Source organism: Paenibacillus sp. B46(2026) (assembly GCF_056786355.1).
In genome coordinates this window covers 5,501,536-5,516,800 of record NZ_CM165907.1, presented here as the reverse complement: position 1 = coordinate 5,516,800, position 15,265 = coordinate 5,501,536, and the positions used below count along the sequence as shown (strand labels likewise).

The 15,265-nt window shown below is 44.6% G+C and carries 17 protein-coding genes and 1 riboswitch; of the genes, 13 read left to right on the top strand and 4 right to left on the bottom strand.

Annotated features, from left to right (window positions below; genetic code table 11):
• The first annotated feature begins 72 nt into the window (after positions 1-72).
• The 6 genes from AC1S8V_RS24475 to AC1S8V_RS24450 all read left to right on the top strand — a co-directional run bounded on the left by AC1S8V_RS24475 (position 73) and on the right by AC1S8V_RS24450 (position 5,561).
• The gene (locus AC1S8V_RS24475) at positions 73-417 is read left to right on the top strand and encodes a thioredoxin family protein (protein WP_145325080.1); all 345 of its coding nucleotides are present in this window, start codon (positions 73-75) and stop codon (positions 415-417) included.
• Positions 418-732: 315 nt separating this feature from the next.
• Positions 733-1,671 (top strand): COX15/CtaA family protein, encoded by a 939-nt coding sequence (locus AC1S8V_RS24470; protein WP_482071128.1) that lies wholly within the window; start codon positions 733-735, stop codon positions 1,669-1,671.
• Positions 1,672-1,837: 166 nt separating this feature from the next.
• On the top strand, positions 1,838-2,554 hold the full coding sequence (locus AC1S8V_RS24465; protein ID WP_482071127.1) for a Cthe_2314 family HEPN domain-containing protein: 717 nt from the start codon (positions 1,838-1,840) through the stop codon (positions 2,552-2,554).
• A 129-nt stretch (positions 2,555-2,683) separates the two neighbouring features.
• A riboswitch (SAM riboswitch) is annotated at positions 2,684-2,825 on the top strand.
• A gap of 126 nt (positions 2,826-2,951) precedes the next feature.
• Positions 2,952-3,986, top strand: a complete 1,035-nt coding sequence (locus AC1S8V_RS24460; RefSeq protein WP_482071126.1) for a methionine ABC transporter ATP-binding protein — start codon at positions 2,952-2,954, stop codon at positions 3,984-3,986.
• Between the two features lies 1 nt (position 3,987).
• Complete coding sequence (locus tag AC1S8V_RS24455; protein ID WP_482071125.1) at positions 3,988-4,647, top strand: methionine ABC transporter permease; 660 nt, start codon at positions 3,988-3,990, stop codon at positions 4,645-4,647.
• Between the two features lie 74 nt (positions 4,648-4,721).
• Positions 4,722-5,561, top strand: a complete 840-nt coding sequence (locus tag AC1S8V_RS24450; protein ID WP_482071124.1) for a MetQ/NlpA family ABC transporter substrate-binding protein — start codon at positions 4,722-4,724, stop codon at positions 5,559-5,561.
• Positions 5,562-5,691: 130 nt separating this feature from the next.
• Here the strand turns inward: AC1S8V_RS24450 and AC1S8V_RS24445 are convergent, their stop codons facing one another.
• Positions 5,692-6,690, bottom strand: a complete 999-nt coding sequence (locus AC1S8V_RS24445; RefSeq protein WP_482071123.1) for a DUF2167 domain-containing protein — start codon at positions 6,688-6,690, stop codon at positions 5,692-5,694.
• Between the two features lie 175 nt (positions 6,691-6,865).
• On the opposite strand from AC1S8V_RS24445, the gene AC1S8V_RS24440 reads away from it, so the two are divergent.
• Positions 6,866-7,645: an SDR family oxidoreductase gene (locus AC1S8V_RS24440; RefSeq protein WP_482071122.1), complete on the top strand. Its 780-nt coding sequence runs from the start codon at positions 6,866-6,868 to the stop codon at positions 7,643-7,645.
• A 135-nt stretch (positions 7,646-7,780) separates the two neighbouring features.
• Here the strand turns inward: AC1S8V_RS24440 and AC1S8V_RS24435 are convergent, their stop codons facing one another.
• A complete protein-coding gene (locus tag AC1S8V_RS24435; protein ID WP_053783253.1) occupies positions 7,781-8,026 on the bottom strand; it encodes a NifU family protein in 246 nt (81 codons plus the stop codon).
• Between the two features lie 80 nt (positions 8,027-8,106).
• On the opposite strand from AC1S8V_RS24435, the gene AC1S8V_RS24430 reads away from it, so the two are divergent.
• Positions 8,107-8,361, top strand: coding sequence for a YuzB family protein (locus AC1S8V_RS24430; RefSeq protein WP_062837976.1), 255 nt, complete (start codon positions 8,107-8,109; stop codon positions 8,359-8,361).
• Here the strand turns inward: AC1S8V_RS24430 and AC1S8V_RS24425 are convergent.
• Together AC1S8V_RS24425 and mqnE are read right to left on the bottom strand one after the other, a co-directional pair.
• Positions 8,358-9,419 carry an NAD(P)/FAD-dependent oxidoreductase gene (locus AC1S8V_RS24425; protein ID WP_482071121.1) on the bottom strand — a complete coding sequence of 354 codons (1,062 nt, stop codon included), beginning with the start codon at positions 9,417-9,419 and terminating at the stop codon, positions 8,358-8,360. The two genes, AC1S8V_RS24430 and AC1S8V_RS24425, sit on opposite strands and share 4 nt — an antisense overlap.
• 233 nt (positions 9,420-9,652) lie before the next feature.
• A complete protein-coding gene (gene mqnE, locus AC1S8V_RS24420; RefSeq protein ID WP_482071120.1) occupies positions 9,653-10,759 on the bottom strand; it encodes an aminofutalosine synthase MqnE in 1,107 nt (368 codons plus the stop codon).
• 444 nt (positions 10,760-11,203) lie between these two features.
• Between mqnE and AC1S8V_RS24415 the strand changes: the two genes are divergently transcribed.
• The 5 genes from AC1S8V_RS24415 (at position 11,204) to rarD (ending at position 15,030) form a co-directional block, all read left to right on the top strand.
• Complete coding sequence (locus AC1S8V_RS24415) at positions 11,204-11,560, top strand: HesB/IscA family protein (protein ID WP_062837974.1); 357 nt, start codon at positions 11,204-11,206, stop codon at positions 11,558-11,560.
• 224 nt (positions 11,561-11,784) lie between these two features.
• On the top strand, positions 11,785-12,426 hold the full coding sequence (locus AC1S8V_RS24410; RefSeq protein ID WP_047841293.1) for an NAD(P)-dependent oxidoreductase: 642 nt from the start codon (positions 11,785-11,787) through the stop codon (positions 12,424-12,426).
• 255 nt (positions 12,427-12,681) lie between these two features.
• Positions 12,682-13,077, top strand: coding sequence for a hypothetical protein (locus tag AC1S8V_RS24405; RefSeq protein ID WP_482071119.1), 396 nt, complete (start codon positions 12,682-12,684; stop codon positions 13,075-13,077).
• A 346-nt stretch (positions 13,078-13,423) separates the two neighbouring features.
• Positions 13,424-14,002, top strand: coding sequence for a hypothetical protein (locus AC1S8V_RS24400; RefSeq protein ID WP_482071118.1), 579 nt, complete (start codon positions 13,424-13,426; stop codon positions 14,000-14,002).
• Between the two features lie 149 nt (positions 14,003-14,151).
• Positions 14,152-15,030, top strand: a complete 879-nt coding sequence (gene rarD / locus AC1S8V_RS24395; protein WP_482071117.1) for an EamA family transporter RarD — start codon at positions 14,152-14,154, stop codon at positions 15,028-15,030.
• The last annotated feature ends 235 nt before the right edge of the window (positions 15,031-15,265 follow it).

The following is a 15,265-nucleotide window of genomic DNA, read 5'->3' as shown; positions in this document are numbered from 1 at the left end:
GATTATTTGACTTCCACTCTTCAATTTGCTTCACTTAGGGTAAGACAAGGTACAGAAAGGGAGATGAACCGAATGGAACAGATTACTTCCAAACCGGCTTTTGATGTAGCCATCCAATCCCCACGTTTGACGATTGCCGTATTCAAGGCAGACTGGTGTGGTGACTGCAAATACATCGATCCGTTTATGCCTGAGGTTGAAGAGAAATATGCACGTGAACTGACATTGGTTGAGGTCGACGTGGATCAGGTTGGAACGGTTAGTGAAGAGCAGAATATTCTTGGCATTCCGAGCTTTGTGGCGTATACAGATGGCCGCGAACTCGTACGGTATGTGAACAAGCTGCGCAAGTCGAGAGAAGAGATTGAGCAGTTCCTGGATCGCGCAGTTGAGGTGTACAACACGATCCATAAATGATAATAAAAGTATGACAGGTTCATGTTGTAAAAGGGTTATACTAGATGAAACGCCATTTCTCTTGAAATAGGGAGATGGCGTTTGTGTGTTCAGGATTCTGTTTAATACACAATTCAACTGGCATATCCCTCAATTACATAACTCCAATGACCTGCGGGTCATTATTTCACCAGACGTTAACATTTTGTCACAAAGCGCGACGTCAATGAACATTTTATCCGGTATAATGAATTTAGTTGTGAAATAAGTGTCAAAGTACCGAAACAAGCGAAGAATATTCTTCGCCATCTTAAACCAACAGCGGGTGAGAAAAAATTGAAGCACTTATCTTTGTTTAAATGGTTAACCGTATTAACCTGTCTTGTCATGTTTCTGGCCACTTTTGGTGGAGGCATCGTAACCAAAACGGAATCGGGCCTTGGCTGCGGAACGGAATGGCCTTTATGTAACGGAAAACTCGTTCCCGCACATACTGTGGCTTCACTTATTGAATATTCCCACCGCGCTGTAAGCGCACTGGCTGGACTGTTGTCCATTGCCTCATTTGTTGCCTTTCTGCGGTTCGGCAAGTCACGCCGTGACCTGCAATTGTTTTCTTTCTTAACCCTGATCTTTGTTATTGTCCAGGGAATCATGGGGGCTTTTGCCGTCGTTTTCTCCCAATCTTCAGCAGTTATGGCACTTCATTTCGGCTTTGCGCTGATTGCCTTTGCCAGTTCGCTTATGATGGCATTGGGTATAAGGCAGGAGGCAAAAGATGGTGGACTGGAGCGTCTGAATAAATACCCTCGGGTCAGTAAAAAATTCAGAAATCTGGTCTGGTTCTCCACGATCTACACGTATCTCGTGGTATACACGGGTGCATTTGTGAGTCACACGGATTCTGCCGGTGGTTGCTCCGGATTTCCACTCTGTAACGGGCAGATTATTCCTGAGCTTTCGGGCGGGGTAGCGGTTGCTTTTGCTCACCGTGCGGCAGCTGCTTCTCTAGTAATTGTAATCGCAATTCTGGGGCACTTCGCGTATCGTAATCATCCGGATAACAAGGAAATGCGTACCCTTGGCGTGGTATCTGTTGTTCTGATTCTGATGCAAGTGGTCATCGGTATTTTCATGATGGTGACGATGAGCCGTCCGGAAGTATACATGTTCGTAGCTCTTGCGCATATGCTGGATATCGCCATACTGTTCGGGGTATTAACGTATATGAGTTTCCTGGTGTACAAGCTGCATCGCCCGGTTAATCGGTTCTAAATATGAAAGTCCACCATCCAGTGATGCACATCATTGGACAGGTGGACTTTGTTTGATGTCAGGGGGAACAGGGCAACCTATGGCAAGCTGCAATTACACGTTTACTCGGAATGATTATGTATTATAGTGATGAAACCTTGTTGATTTGGAAAAGAGGAGGTTATATATGCTGCGAACGTTGCTGGGAGAAAAGCCGCGTGTAAACGAAGGTTTGCTGAAAGAAGCAATGGAGTCCATGGCGCATACGCTTGAGCTATTTCAGCGACAAATGCATGTGGACCATGACCCCGCGCATGACTATCGGAAACTGTATGTGTGGACCCAGGGGCTTATCTCTTCACTGGATGAACTGGAGCAAAGCTGCTTCGCTGCTGCTCATTTTCGCCAAAAGGTCGTTGCAGGTTCTACGGACGATATGACGCCGCCCGAAAAAGCCGAGTATGCCCGGTATGTGTATTTCTACAAAGATGGCTTCATTCGCTGCTTTGCCATTCTGGATAAAGTCGGCACCGTATTGAATGAGATATTCCAGCTGAATACCTCAAATACAAAAGCGCACTTTTCTTATTTTACTGTGTTAAGACAGTTCGACTATGCGAGGGAGCATCATGATCTTGCCTTGCGGTTGATTCAGATCAAGGACTCTTATCGTGAGCCGATGAGCAAGCTCCGCAAACGACGTAATATGGAAATTCACTACATGAACTCCGAAATGCACGATGATTTGTGGCAGTTACATCAGACCTTGCAAGGTAAAGTGAAATTGGAGGATCTGAATCAACATGTGCAGGAAATGCGTCAGGGCGTGGATATGGTCTGTGAAACGTTAACAGCCTCTTATAGCTATATCAATAAAATATGGCAAAGAAATAATTCCCTTTGACAAATCGGAATACTTGGAATATACTGAGTTTCAATCGAATGTTACACAGATATGACTGATATTTCAGAAGTTATGTTCACATTATAAAGCATAAACTACATGAACTTATAGAATCCTACAACAACATATTTCTTATCGAGAGCGGCGGAGGGACAGGCCCGATGAAGCCCGGCAACCGATTTGTAACGACACGACACATGTGTCATTCGTTATAGATGTTAGGTGCTAATTCCTACAAAATGGTGCAAGACACGATTTTGGCAGATGAGAAGGTATATTCTTTCACGTAAAGAGCCCTCTTTGTATCTGCAAAGGGCTCTTTTTTTGTATGTATAGGGGAGTTTTCCTTTAGATCGGGTAAAGATACATGTAGGTGGTTGGAAAGGGGCAAGTGCGATTGATTGAATTAAAAGGTTTAACGAAGACGTACGGCAAAGGAGCAAAATCTACAACAGCATTATCCGAGCTGAATTTGAGCATTCAGAAGGGTGAAATCTACGGAGTGATCGGCCATTCTGGAGCGGGTAAAAGTACACTGATCCGTTGCATTAATTTGTTGGAACGCCCTACGGAGGGTGAAGTTTGGGTAGACGGGATCAACCTGACTGAACTGAATAAAACCGAATTGCAGCAACAGAGACGCAAGATCGGGATGATTTTTCAACACTTTAACCTGTTATCCTCGGCAACGGTATATGACAATGTGGCTTTTCCACTAAAGCTTGTGAATACACCCAGGGAAGCCATTGATCGCAAAGTGAAGGAAATGCTCACTCTGGTTGGTCTGGAGCATCATAGCAACAAATATCCGGCTCAATTATCGGGTGGACAGAAACAACGTGTAGGGATTGCGAGAGCACTTGCAAGTGATCCGAATGTACTTCTCTGTGATGAGGCCACCTCGGCACTTGATCCGCAGACGACAAATTCAATTCTGAAGTTATTGCTCGACATTAACGAAAAGTACAACCTCACGATTGTGCTGATTACACATGAGATGCACGTCATCCAGAATATCTGTGACAAAGTGGCTGTCATTCATCAAGGCGGCATAGTGGAACAGGGACCTGTAACCGAAGTATTCCTGAAGCCGCAGCATGCCATTACGCGGGACTTTATGATGCGTGATCATGAAGTTGAACTTGCCCTTGAAGAGACTGCTTTGGCGAATGCAGGCTTGGAATTACAGGCAGGTGCTGCTTCCAAACTTGTGAAGATATCCTTTTTGGGTAACAAAACGTATGAAGCGATTTTATCCAGAACGGTACGTAAAACGGGTGTGGATTTTGCCATCCTGCAAGGTACGATCTCTACGATCAAACAGGTTCCTTATGGTCAGCTGACCGTTCGGTTCGAAGGCGATACTAATGCGATTGACCGGACGATATCAGAATTAACCGCAGAGGGACTTGATGTGGAGGTGTTACGTTAACATGGATTTTTCAACCGTACGTTGGGAAGAGGTTGGTAAAGCTTCCATTGAGACACTGCAAATTTTGGGTGTATCAGGCTTGTTTACCGTAATCTTTGGTTTACCGCTCGGGGTGCTGCTGTTCATGACAGCCCGATCTGCTTCAACCCAGTCAAGGGTGGTGTACATTATACTGTCCCTGATTGTTAATATTTTGCGATCGATCCCATTTATCATATTGATTGTTGCTCTTATTCCATTCACTCGTTCACTCGTCGGTACAGCTACAGGGGTGCTTGGTGTTATCCCACCTTTAGTTATTTCAGCAGCTCCTTACTTCGCTCGACTGGTAGAGACAACAATGCGTGAAGTGGATCGTGGTGTCATTGAAGCGGCACAGGCAATGGGTGCATCGACTGGACAGATTGTAAGACGGGTACTGTTGCCTGAGGCACTACCTGGTCTGCTTGCTGGAATAACCATCACTATCGTTACGCTTGTCTCGTACACGGCGATGGCGGGTATGGTCGGTGGTGGAGGTCTGGGAACGCTGGCAATTAACTATGGATACTATCGTTATCAGGATGAAATCATGATTATATCCGTAGTCTCTATGATCATTCTGGTACAAATTCTCCAAATGGCAGGAGATCGCTTGGTTGTATTTTTCACCAGGAAATAACACATAGATAACATGAGGGGTATGCATTCATGCGGATACCACATGAAAAAATGATTAGAGAAGGGGTTTTACACATGAAAAAATGGTCTTTTGCTTTACTTAGTCTTATGCTGATTGCAGTACTTGCAGCTTGCGGAAACAACAAGGATGCCGATAGCGGCGCAGACAATGCCGGAGGCGCTCCGCGCACGGTAGAATTAAAAGTGGGAGCTTCACCAACACCACACGCTGAGATTCTGGAAAGCATTAAGCCTGAATTGGAAGCCCAAGGTATCCGTTTGCAAGTGGTTACGTTTAATGATTATGTTCAACCTAACCAGCAGCTTGCTGATGAAAAATTGGATGCAAACTTCTTCCAGCATCAGCCTTACCTGGACACCGAGAATAAAGAGCGTGGTTTCAACCTGGTTACGGTAACACCTGTTCATGTTGAACCTTTTGGTGGATACTCCAAAAAGATCAAGTCTTTGGATGAATTGAAAGACGGCGCAAAAGTAGCGATTCCGAGTGATCCATCTAATGGTGGACGTGCACTCTTGTTGCTCGCGAAGGAAGGCATCATTACGCTGAAAGACAACACAAACATCACATCTACGATTCAGGATATCACAGCAAATCCGAAGAATCTGGATATCATCGAGCTGGATGCAGCCATGATGCCTCGTCAATTGGATGAAGCAGATCTGGTATTCATCAATGCTAACTACGCGCTCGAAGCCAACCTGAATCCTGCAAATGATGCTTTGCTGATCGAAGATCTGCAAGGTAACCCATATGCAAACATCCTCGTTTCCCGTGAGGACAATAAGGATGCAGATGCAATCCAGAAACTGGCTGCTGCACTGCACTCCGAAGAAGTTAAAACATTTATCAAAGAACGTTACCAAGGTGCAGTTGAACCTGCAACTGAATAATTCACGATATGTATGATATGAAATGATATGATGTAAAGTTTGTAAGAAATAAGCCGTATATCTCTCCAGAAGAGATATACGGCTTATTTTATGTTACATAAGTCTGTGCTGACGCGGGGATCAACATAAGTCAGAGTTCTTCTGTTTTATCAGTGTTGGAGTGATGTCCAGATTGGCGGTAGTAGGATAATTCATTTTGATCAGCATACTGCTGCTCATCAGCTTCTTGCAGGTACGTTCTCTCGGTGGGAGAGAGTTTTTCTTCATCTCCGTTTGAGCTTTTGATTTTGTATCTGATCCACCCGATCAGACCGAGTACAACAACCAGGATTAAGGCCCACCCTTTTTTGAGCAAAAGAAGAGCACTGAATTTTTGGGAAGCCGTGTACCCGATCCCGCCCATCAGAAGGCTATTGAGCCCTATGGTGGATGTTTTGTCAGTCGAAGCATCATACTCCTCATAGGTATATCCCGCATTGATGCTAAGTTGATTAAGGACCGTTTCCTCGAATGCCTGGCGGCTCTGTTGAAAGGTGGCCGTATCTGTAACCAGAATGGCTGTGATATACCCTTCACGTGTCAGGAGTTTTACATTGTAATTCACCATGGCTTGCTGATAAGCATTTTTGAAACCAAGGGAGTAGACCAACTGATGTTTGGTCTTGTCGTATGCCGGTTCGATTTCCCACCCTGTTATGTACGTTCTATATTCAGGATCGAGCTCTCTGTTGTCTTCTTCTGTGCCACGGATATAACTGCTTAACAGTTCTTCAGCACTCAGATTTTGATCGTCATCATGGATATGACCTGTCTTCACGTATTCGAACACAACATACCACGAGCCGAATTCGCTATTGCTGGTTAGGCTTCCAATTTCATTCCCGTTAGGCTTTCCATCACTGTTAAGTATCGAGCGTTGGGTATTGGCCTTATCCAGAAAGGAATGGCTTTCTGGGACTTCCAGTGTGGCCTTTCCATCCAGGGTTACAGATGCAGGTCCGGTAATCCAATCATACTCATCAGGTGCTTGGTCAGTCTCACTTTCCGCGGAAACCTGTAAAGCATTAGAGAATGCTAATAAAATGACCACTACTAGTGTGATAAATAATGTTGATCTTCTGTTTTTCATGTTCATGTAGAGATCCTTTCAAGTTAATATCATCGACAGTACCATAGGTGTTTGATTTCAATCAAGATATATTTGGAATTAAAGGTGGATAATGACTTGTGGATAAGCGAGTTGTAGGAGGACGATAAATCTTTTATACTGGATAAGTGACTGCTCTTTGAAGAGGGGGATGAACGTGAAGGGAAAGATTGCCCTCATAACGGGAAGTGCCAAAGGTCTTGGTAAAATGACGGCCCTCAGTCTGGCAGATCAGGGGTGTCATATTGCCCTCAACTATGTACACAGCAGAACAGAAGCTGAGGCTTTAAGGGCTCAGATTACAGCCAAGGGTGTGCGTTGCATTGCCATCCAGGCGGATATATCCAAGGTGGAAGATATTGCTTCATTGGTCGAACAGGTGGAAGACAAGCTGGGCAGCATTGATATTCTGGTGAATAACGCGGGTCCATTTGTTCGTGAACGTCGATTATTTGCGGACTATTCCGAAGGTGAGGTCCAGATGCTTGTACAGGGTAACCTGTTGGGACCTATGTTGCTGGATCAACGTGTGTTGCCAGAGATGAGACGCAAGCAGTGGGGGCGCATCATTCATTTAGGCTTCAGTCATGCTGGAGAAGCGAGATCCTGGCCCCACCGCGCAGTGTATGCTGCTGCCAAGGTAGGTCTGGTATCTTTTACGAAGACACTCGCGGTTGAAGAAGCCCCGTATGGAATTACGGTTAACATGGTATGTCCAGGTGACATTCGAGGTGCGAACAAAGAGAAAACGATTGATGAGATGGCAGGCATAACCGACGTAGAGACGCCAAGAGGGCGTCCTGGCAGTGGTGAAGATATTGCGCGAGTCATTACGTATCTGTGTCTGGATCATTCTGATTTTATAACAGGCAACATTATGGATGTATCTGGAGGACTTGATCCGATTCGTCCAACCATACAGCGCGAGGATGCTTAAAGTGAATTGGAAGAATGGACGTGGAAATAGGTCAAGGTGACAGTGAAATGGACTCTCTGCATATGCACACAAAAAAAGAGCCCTCCGCTTCATGTGAAGCGAAAGGCTCTTGAGGTTTATTTCGTGAAGGATTGATTAGAATACTTGTACGACTTCTTGTACACCCTCAACTTCTTCGAGAAGGGCGCGTTCAATCCCGGCTTTTAAGGTAATGGTGGAGCTTGGGCAACTGCCGCAGGCACCGACCAGTTTCAGCTTAATGATGCCGTCCTCCACGTCGACCAGTTCCACGTCACCGCCATCGCGTTGCAGGAACGGACGAAGTTTGTCAAGCACATCAGATACCTCATCGTACATGGTGCTTTGTGCGTTTTCGCTCATTTTTTTCAACTCCTTTCCTTCCTATATTATATTACAAATGGCCATAAATTAAAATGGTCAAACAAAGCAGGTGAAACTACATGAGACCGATTATTGAATTTTGTGCCAATAATATGCATTTTGGAACAGATGAAGTCATGGATCAACTGGAAGAAAATCCAGACTATGATGTGATTGAATACGGCTGCCTCACCAACTGCGGCCAATGTTACATGACTCCTTTTGCACTGGTGAATGGCGAAGTTGTCATCACGGACAAAGTGGAAGATCTATATAACGCCATTCTGGCCAAAATTGCCGAAGCCGATGCCTGGGACGAGCTCGATCTCGACTAACCGAGATGGCGCTTGGACATCCAGAGCACACCACTTTTTAAAATACGAGGTACACGTCCCATCATGGACGTTTTGCCCATCAGCCCAAACCCGGACTTCTTGCCAAGTGCACCCAGTGTGCCACGAAGCTTGAGTGGATGTGGATTGGGCTTTTCGCCTTTCCAGAGGGCATGCTGAATATGGGCGATCTGCTCACCCTGCACTTCGGCAGCTTGACCGCTAGGTGCATAAGGGACACTCGCACAGTCACCAACGACATAAACATCGGTATATTCCGGGATTTGGTAGTATTCATTCAGGACGACACGACCTTGAGGGTCTTTGGTTACGTCCAGATCCTGTACCACTTTTACTGGCTGAATGCCTGCAGTCCAAACGACAGCATCGGTTAGGATTTGTTCATCCCGGTTATAGATGGCATTTGGTTCAACGCGTGAAATGGCGATATGTCCGCTTGTCTCTACCTGATGTTCGTTAAACCATTCATGCACATAAACGGACAGACGTTGGGGGAAAGCGGATAATACACGTTCACCACGATCCAGAATGCTAATGTTCAGATCGGGTCTGCTCTCACGAAGTTCGGCTGCCATCTCGACACCACTTAATCCGCCTCCAACGATGTGCACATTGCCATAGGCTTTGACTTCATTAAGGCGCAGGTAGGTCTCGCGTGTTTTGCTAAAGCTCTGAATGGTACAGCTGTAGTCTTCTGCGCCTGGCGTGTTGTGGAAACGGTCTGTACAGCCAAGTCCAATAACAAGTTTGTCGTAAACGAGCGGGTCTTGGCCTTCAAATTCAATCTGACGCTGTTCCAGGTCAATCGAAGTAACTTCTCCATAACGGTAAGTGACTTTATCGCTCACTGGAAATTGGATACGCAGGTCATAATCAGATACGGTTCCTGCTGCGAGTGCGTAATATTCTGTCTTTAATCCCTGAAAGGGGCTGCGGTCCACCAAAATAATTTGTGTATCGGATGGAATTTTACCTTCCAGAAGTTCCTTGATGATGGTGAGGCCGCCATAACCGCCTCCAAGAATGACGAAATTTTTCATGACTCGGCTTCCTTTCTGCATCAGTCCCACTGAAATGGGGCTGTAAACTGTGGAGCAGCTATGCAATAACATAGCTGCTCCTTTTGTTTGGATTTGAATAATTGAAAAATAGGAATTGAAAATTGAAGATATACTTTAGCAGTTTGCACCACTCGAATTCAAACGTCTCCCTGTAATGAAGCAGCGTCCTGGAGTGATGCTAGTGCAATATTGGTTGTAGATGGAATTCTATCCTATTCGTACACTTGGATTTCATTGTAGAACGTATCACGTTCTACCGGAATACGTCCTGCACCCTTAATGAGCCATATGAGCTCTTTACGTGTAAGGCCTTCAGGTGTGAGTGCACCTGCCGCATGACTAATCCGTTCGCGAACGATCGTGCCGTGTGCATCCGAAGCGCCAAATCCAAGCGCAACTTGAGCCAGCTGTGGACCGATGTTGATGAAGTAGGCTTTGATATGATCGATGTTATCCAGCATCAGACGGCTGATGGCAATTGTTTTGAGATCCTCATAAGCCGAGTTACGGCGCATAATGCTCGCAGTTTTGCTTTTTGGCTGCATGGAGAGCGGGATAAAGACCATGAATCCGTTGGTCTCGTCTTGCAATTCACGGATCTGCACCATATGGTTGACACGGTCCTCATAGGATTCGATCGAACCATACAGCATCGTTGTATGTGTACGCATGCCCAGGTTATGAGCTGTGCGGTGCACCTCAAGATAACGGTCCACGTTGGCTTTGTCTACACGCATTTTTTTGCGATATTCATCCGACAGAATCTCAGCGCCGCCACCAGTCAATGTTTTCAGACCTGCTTTTTGCAGCTCTTGCAGAACTTCCCTGATACTGAGTCCGCTAATCCGGGTGAAGAAATCAATCTCGGCTGCCGTGTAGGCTTTCAGTGTAACATCCGGATATTTCTCGTTTAAAGCACGCAGGGAATCGACATAATACTGAAAAGGAACATGGTTATTATGACCGCCTACGATATGGAATTCACGTACGCCTGGATGAATATGCTGTTCCACATAATCGATCATTTCCTGACCGGATAATGTATAAGAGCCTTCTTCCCCCTGGTCTTTGCGGAAATTACAAAAAGCGCAGCGGGCTTCGCATACGTTCGTAAAGTAAAGACTCATGTTTTCGATGAAATACACTTTCTTACCATTCTTCCGCAAGTTGGCCTCATTGGCCAGCTGGCCCAAAGTCAGCAGATCATCTGTTTCATACAGATATACGCCGTCTTCTACGTTCAGCCTTACGCCGTTCTGCACTTTCTCAACGATTTCAGCCATTCTTTTGTCTGTGAACGGTGTCACCAATGTAGACATACTGTTTCCTCCTGTTCTTTACCGGAATTGAGTTGTGTGTAGGACCTGATTTACAGAACTACATAGCAAAGATGCGGTCATCTGCCGCCCTTATATGGACTAACTCTTATTTACCCGGTGCAGCGTGTGCTGCATATGAAAGCTAAAATTTTTCAGAAAATGGAGTCTGTTGACTCATATATGCATTGGGGACTGCGCTGCAGTCTCGAAATGTGAAAAAAATTACAACTCCAATTATGACCATCGTCTGAATAAGTCATGACAAAATATCGACAGTTCAGTGCGACCACCTATTCATTATAAACCTCGTGTCCCGGGGGTTCAATACACTGGGAAGAAAAAGGAGTTCAGGTGGAACGCGGAAAGAGGCAAACATGACTTGAGACCCTTGACGGGGTGGAGTATAATTTAAAGAAGAGTTAACGAAAAGGAGAGTGACCTGGCATGATTAACATCAGCGAAACGGCTGCTGACAGATTGAAAGAGATGCTTGCACAGCAAGAGACACCTGGTATGTTCCTGCGTCTTGGCGTAGCACCGGGCGGTTGCACCGGATTTTCGTACGCCATGGGCTTTGACGATAAAGAGTCCGATGAGGACCTGTATATGGATATTCAGAACATGAAGGTTGTGGTCGAGAAGGAAAACCTGAAGTATCTGAATGGACTTGAAATTGATTTTGAAGAGTCCGGTATGACGGGTGGGTTCACCATTCATAATCCGAACGCGGTAGCCACTTGCGGCTGTGGATCTTCTTTCCGTACGAAGGAAGATGCGGGTGTGCCTGATAAGGATTGTTAAAAAACTGAGTTGTACAGCGGTTTCCCAATCTTGTTTTGAAATAAGCAGTTTGCAATCCCTTTAATAGCTAGCCTCTGAATTGTATCCGTTTAGCACGGGCATGATATCAGGGGCTTTTTTGCGTGTACTGATTGTGCATGGTTGACAAACTTAGTTGTAACAATTATAGTTACATTATAAAGTTCAAACATAAACAATATCGATAATTTAAAGGAGAGATCATGATGAACATTGCAATCATTGGTGCAACAGGCAAAGCAGGAAGTGTAATTTTGAAAGAAGCGGCAGACAGAGGGCATAAAGTAACGGCAATCGTTCGTAATGCATCCAAATTGGAAGATAAAAGCCTGAACACGCTGGAGAAAGATGTATTCGATCTTACAGCTGAAGATGTTAAAGCATTCGATGTGGTTGTGAATGCATTTGGTGCTCCAGCGGGTAAAGAAAACCTGCATGTGGAAGTAGGACAAGCGTTGATCAATATCCTGAAAGATGCACCAAACACTCGTCTGATTGTTGTGGGTGGAGCAGGAAGCCTGTTCACGGACGAGTCCAAGACATTGCGTGTCTTTGAATCTCCAGGATTCCCTGATGCATACAAAGCAACTGCAACGAACCAGGGTCAAAACTTGCAGGATCTGCAAGCATCTTCTGGTATTCAATGGACATTCCTGAGCCCAGCTGGATTCTTCAATCCGGAAGGCGTACGTACAGGCAAATATCAAGCAGGCAACGACGTTATTCTCGTGAATAGCGAAGGCAACAGCTACATCAGCTATGCAGACTATGCGATTGCTTTGGTGGATGAAATCGAGAATCCGCAACACAAAAACGAACGCTTTACCGTTGTTGGCGAAGTGAAGTAACACTTTTAAATTATAATATTGAACATACAAACGGACGCTGATCTCCACAGATCGGCGTCTGTTTTTTTATGTTATGGAAGAGGGATGTTCTGCAATAAAGTTAGACAGGTTAGATTATTATCGTTCATCTTCCAACTACTCCTTTGAATCTATGTTATATTATTCTAAAGTTGGGAGGGAAATGTGATTATATGGAGGCCTCCTTCTCTTAATTAGATTTTCTGCGAGCCTAAAAGTATAAGGGAGTGAACAGTTGTGAAGATGTATTCTAAAGGAGTTATACTATTGCTCTTTGTGGTTTTTATGATTAGTGTATCGAGTGGTTCAGGGTTATCCCAATATACAAATACTAAAAATACGATGAATCAAAGTCACATAACTTCTCTTTATCCTAAAAATAAAAATGGACAGACATACGGTTCTGCCGCAGATGCTACTTCTCCAGAAACGGAACCTGAATTAATCAGGGCGATAGGTGTGGGTGGTACAGAAGGATATGTGCTGAAAAAAGACATAGATGGCGAGCAACCAAAAACACCTGAGGAAGCTATTGCGATACAGAACAGCAGATCACCAGATGGTCGTGATATTCCACTATATGACATGGAAGGTGAAACCGTAATTGGTGTGTTTCATGTTGGAGGAAAGTGAAAGTAACCAAAATAGGATCAAATGTGATGCTACCATATATAGACGATTCTTTTCCGAATGGCTTCCTACTACAGGATATGAACAGGTCGACGGAATGGAATTTGAAATTACTGGAGTTAAAGATGGACTGAATTTTGTTGAGCTATGGTTTGCTGTAAGAAAAATATCTTAGTTTTATTTCTTTTAGATTAGTCTTGAATGATAACTTAATAAAGACTTAGCGGAGTAACCAACTGTGTCCGATTGGTTGCTTCTTTGTTCATTCACCTAACGGCCAGGGAAAATGCAACATTTTTCCTGTTAAACAGGTCAATAAAGATGTACGAAATAACGTCATGAGAAGAAGGTGGAAAAACTGAAGCTTCGTATATTCACGTTAATATTTTTTATATCCACCGTTTTCTATATCACAAATGCACAAGATGTTAACGCTTTGTCATGTGCTGAATCGGGAGGTCCCCAAGAACAGTTAGAAATATATGATGGAGCTGTTTATGGTGAAGTAAAGCAAGTAAAGGTCGACTTGAAGCAAGAGGGTTTCACGGGGACCAAAGAGAAAATTAGATATATTTTAGTGGAAGTTGAGAGGAGTTGGAATACTGAAGTTGACTCTCAATTAATTATTGCAACTAACTTCACTTGGGGGTTTGATTTCAAGGAAGGTAACAAATACTTAATATACTTTAGCGAGGTGGATGGCGAATTAAGTAGTAGTCCGTGCAGTTTGACCATCGAAATGAATCATTTGAACCAAGTAACTGAGCTATTCGGGGAAGGATTTCCACCAAAACAACAAGTAAACGTAGAACATAAAATGTGGTTTATGTTTGAGCAAGATATTGATTTGTTTATCGTAGGTGTAGTCGTATTTGCGGCGATCTTTATCTTCTTCATGAGAGTAAGAAAGAAAAAGCGCAAAGTATAATTTGGTTGCGCTAAACGGGGATTTTGCTCAAAGAAAAAGTCATTTGAACTAGGCATGGATTCCTGTATGACCTATTACCCCCTTTACTTAAACGAGGATCGAGGCGTATAATCCGTTGAGATATCAGAGCAATAAGAGGGGAACTAGTTATGAATAATGGATTAATCAACGCGATCATTGCGTATATCATGTGGGGGGTTCTCCCGCTGTATTGGAAGTTGTTTGAAAATGTACCAGCAGGCGAGATTTTATCGCACCGGGTTGTCTGGTCATTTGTCTTTATGGGGATTTTCGTTGCCGTCCAACGTCGTTGGGGTGACATGAAGCGCATTCTGAGCAGTCGTTCGACCCTGCTGTCCCTTACCGCGAGTGGGTTGCTAATTGCTATTAATTGGCTGATCTTCATCTGGGCAGTTAACAATGGTCATGTCGTTGAGACAAGTCTGGGCTATTATTTGAACCCGTTACTGAATGTGCTGCTGGCGGTTGTCTTCCTTCATGAAAAGCCAAACCGTGGACAATGGCTCGCGATTGCCATCGCTGGTGTCGCAGTGCTTATCATTGCCATCGACTACGGACGTTTCCCATGGGTTGCGATCTCACTGGCCGTGTCATTTGGCTTGTACGGTCTGGCGAAGAAGAAGATTAAGCAAGACGCTTCTGTGGGTTTATTTTCCGAGACAGCTGTAGTTCTGCCCGTGGCGCTAGGTTACTGGATCTACTTGGCCGTCGTGGGAAAAGCTACGGCATGGACTCTGCCTGCACCGATGTTCTTCGAACTGCTTCTTTCCGGTGTGGTGACGGCGTTGCCGTTGCTTTTCTTTGCACGGGCGGCTGCTCGAATGTCATTGTCCACACTAGGCTTCGTACAGTATATTGGTCCGACAATCATGCTGATCCTGAGTGTGTTTGTGTTCAAGGAAACGGTCTCGCCAGTTCTGCTCGTTGGTTTTGCGCTGATCTGGACAGCACTTATCGTGTACGCTGCCGCATCCATGCGTGCTACGAGACTTGCTAAGGTAAGCTGAACAGAGAGGCATCTTGGGAATGGCATAATGGACCTGTCCGCCAATGAGGTGGACAGGTCCATTTTTTCGTATTTGGGGGAACAATTACTCGATAAAACCAAGAAGGCAGCTGATCAACGATATGGTAAAATACAGGAGTAATATTCAAAAATAGTAATAAGAAAACGAGGAGGCAATAGATATATGATGGTTAGTAACTTTTACCGTAAACGTGATCCATTCTTTTTAAAGAATG

Coding starts and splice junctions, on each gene's coding strand:
- AC1S8V_RS24475 (WP_145325080.1), top strand. CDS start 73: ATGGAACAGATTACTTCCAAACCGGCTTTTGATGTAGCCATCCAATCC.
- AC1S8V_RS24465 (WP_482071127.1), top strand. CDS start 1,838: ATGCTGCGAACGTTGCTGGGAGAAAAGCCGCGTGTAAACGAAGGTTTG.
- AC1S8V_RS24455 (WP_482071125.1), top strand. CDS start 3,988: ATGGATTTTTCAACCGTACGTTGGGAAGAGGTTGGTAAAGCTTCCATT.
- AC1S8V_RS24450 (WP_482071124.1), top strand. CDS start 4,722: ATGAAAAAATGGTCTTTTGCTTTACTTAGTCTTATGCTGATTGCAGTA.
- AC1S8V_RS24445 (WP_482071123.1), bottom strand. CDS start 6,690: ATGAAAAACAGAAGATCAACATTATTTATCACACTAGTAGTGGTCATT.
- AC1S8V_RS24435 (WP_053783253.1), bottom strand. CDS start 8,026: ATGAGCGAAAACGCACAAAGCACCATGTACGATGAGGTATCTGATGTG.
- AC1S8V_RS24430 (WP_062837976.1), top strand. CDS start 8,107: ATGAGACCGATTATTGAATTTTGTGCCAATAATATGCATTTTGGAACA.
- AC1S8V_RS24425 (WP_482071121.1), bottom strand. CDS start 9,419: ATGAAAAATTTCGTCATTCTTGGAGGCGGTTATGGCGGCCTCACCATC.
- mqnE (WP_482071120.1), bottom strand. CDS start 10,759: ATGTCTACATTGGTGACACCGTTCACAGACAAAAGAATGGCTGAAATC.
- AC1S8V_RS24415 (WP_062837974.1), top strand. CDS start 11,204: ATGATTAACATCAGCGAAACGGCTGCTGACAGATTGAAAGAGATGCTT.
- AC1S8V_RS24410 (WP_047841293.1), top strand. CDS start 11,785: ATGAACATTGCAATCATTGGTGCAACAGGCAAAGCAGGAAGTGTAATT.
- rarD (WP_482071117.1), top strand. CDS start 14,152: ATGAATAATGGATTAATCAACGCGATCATTGCGTATATCATGTGGGGG.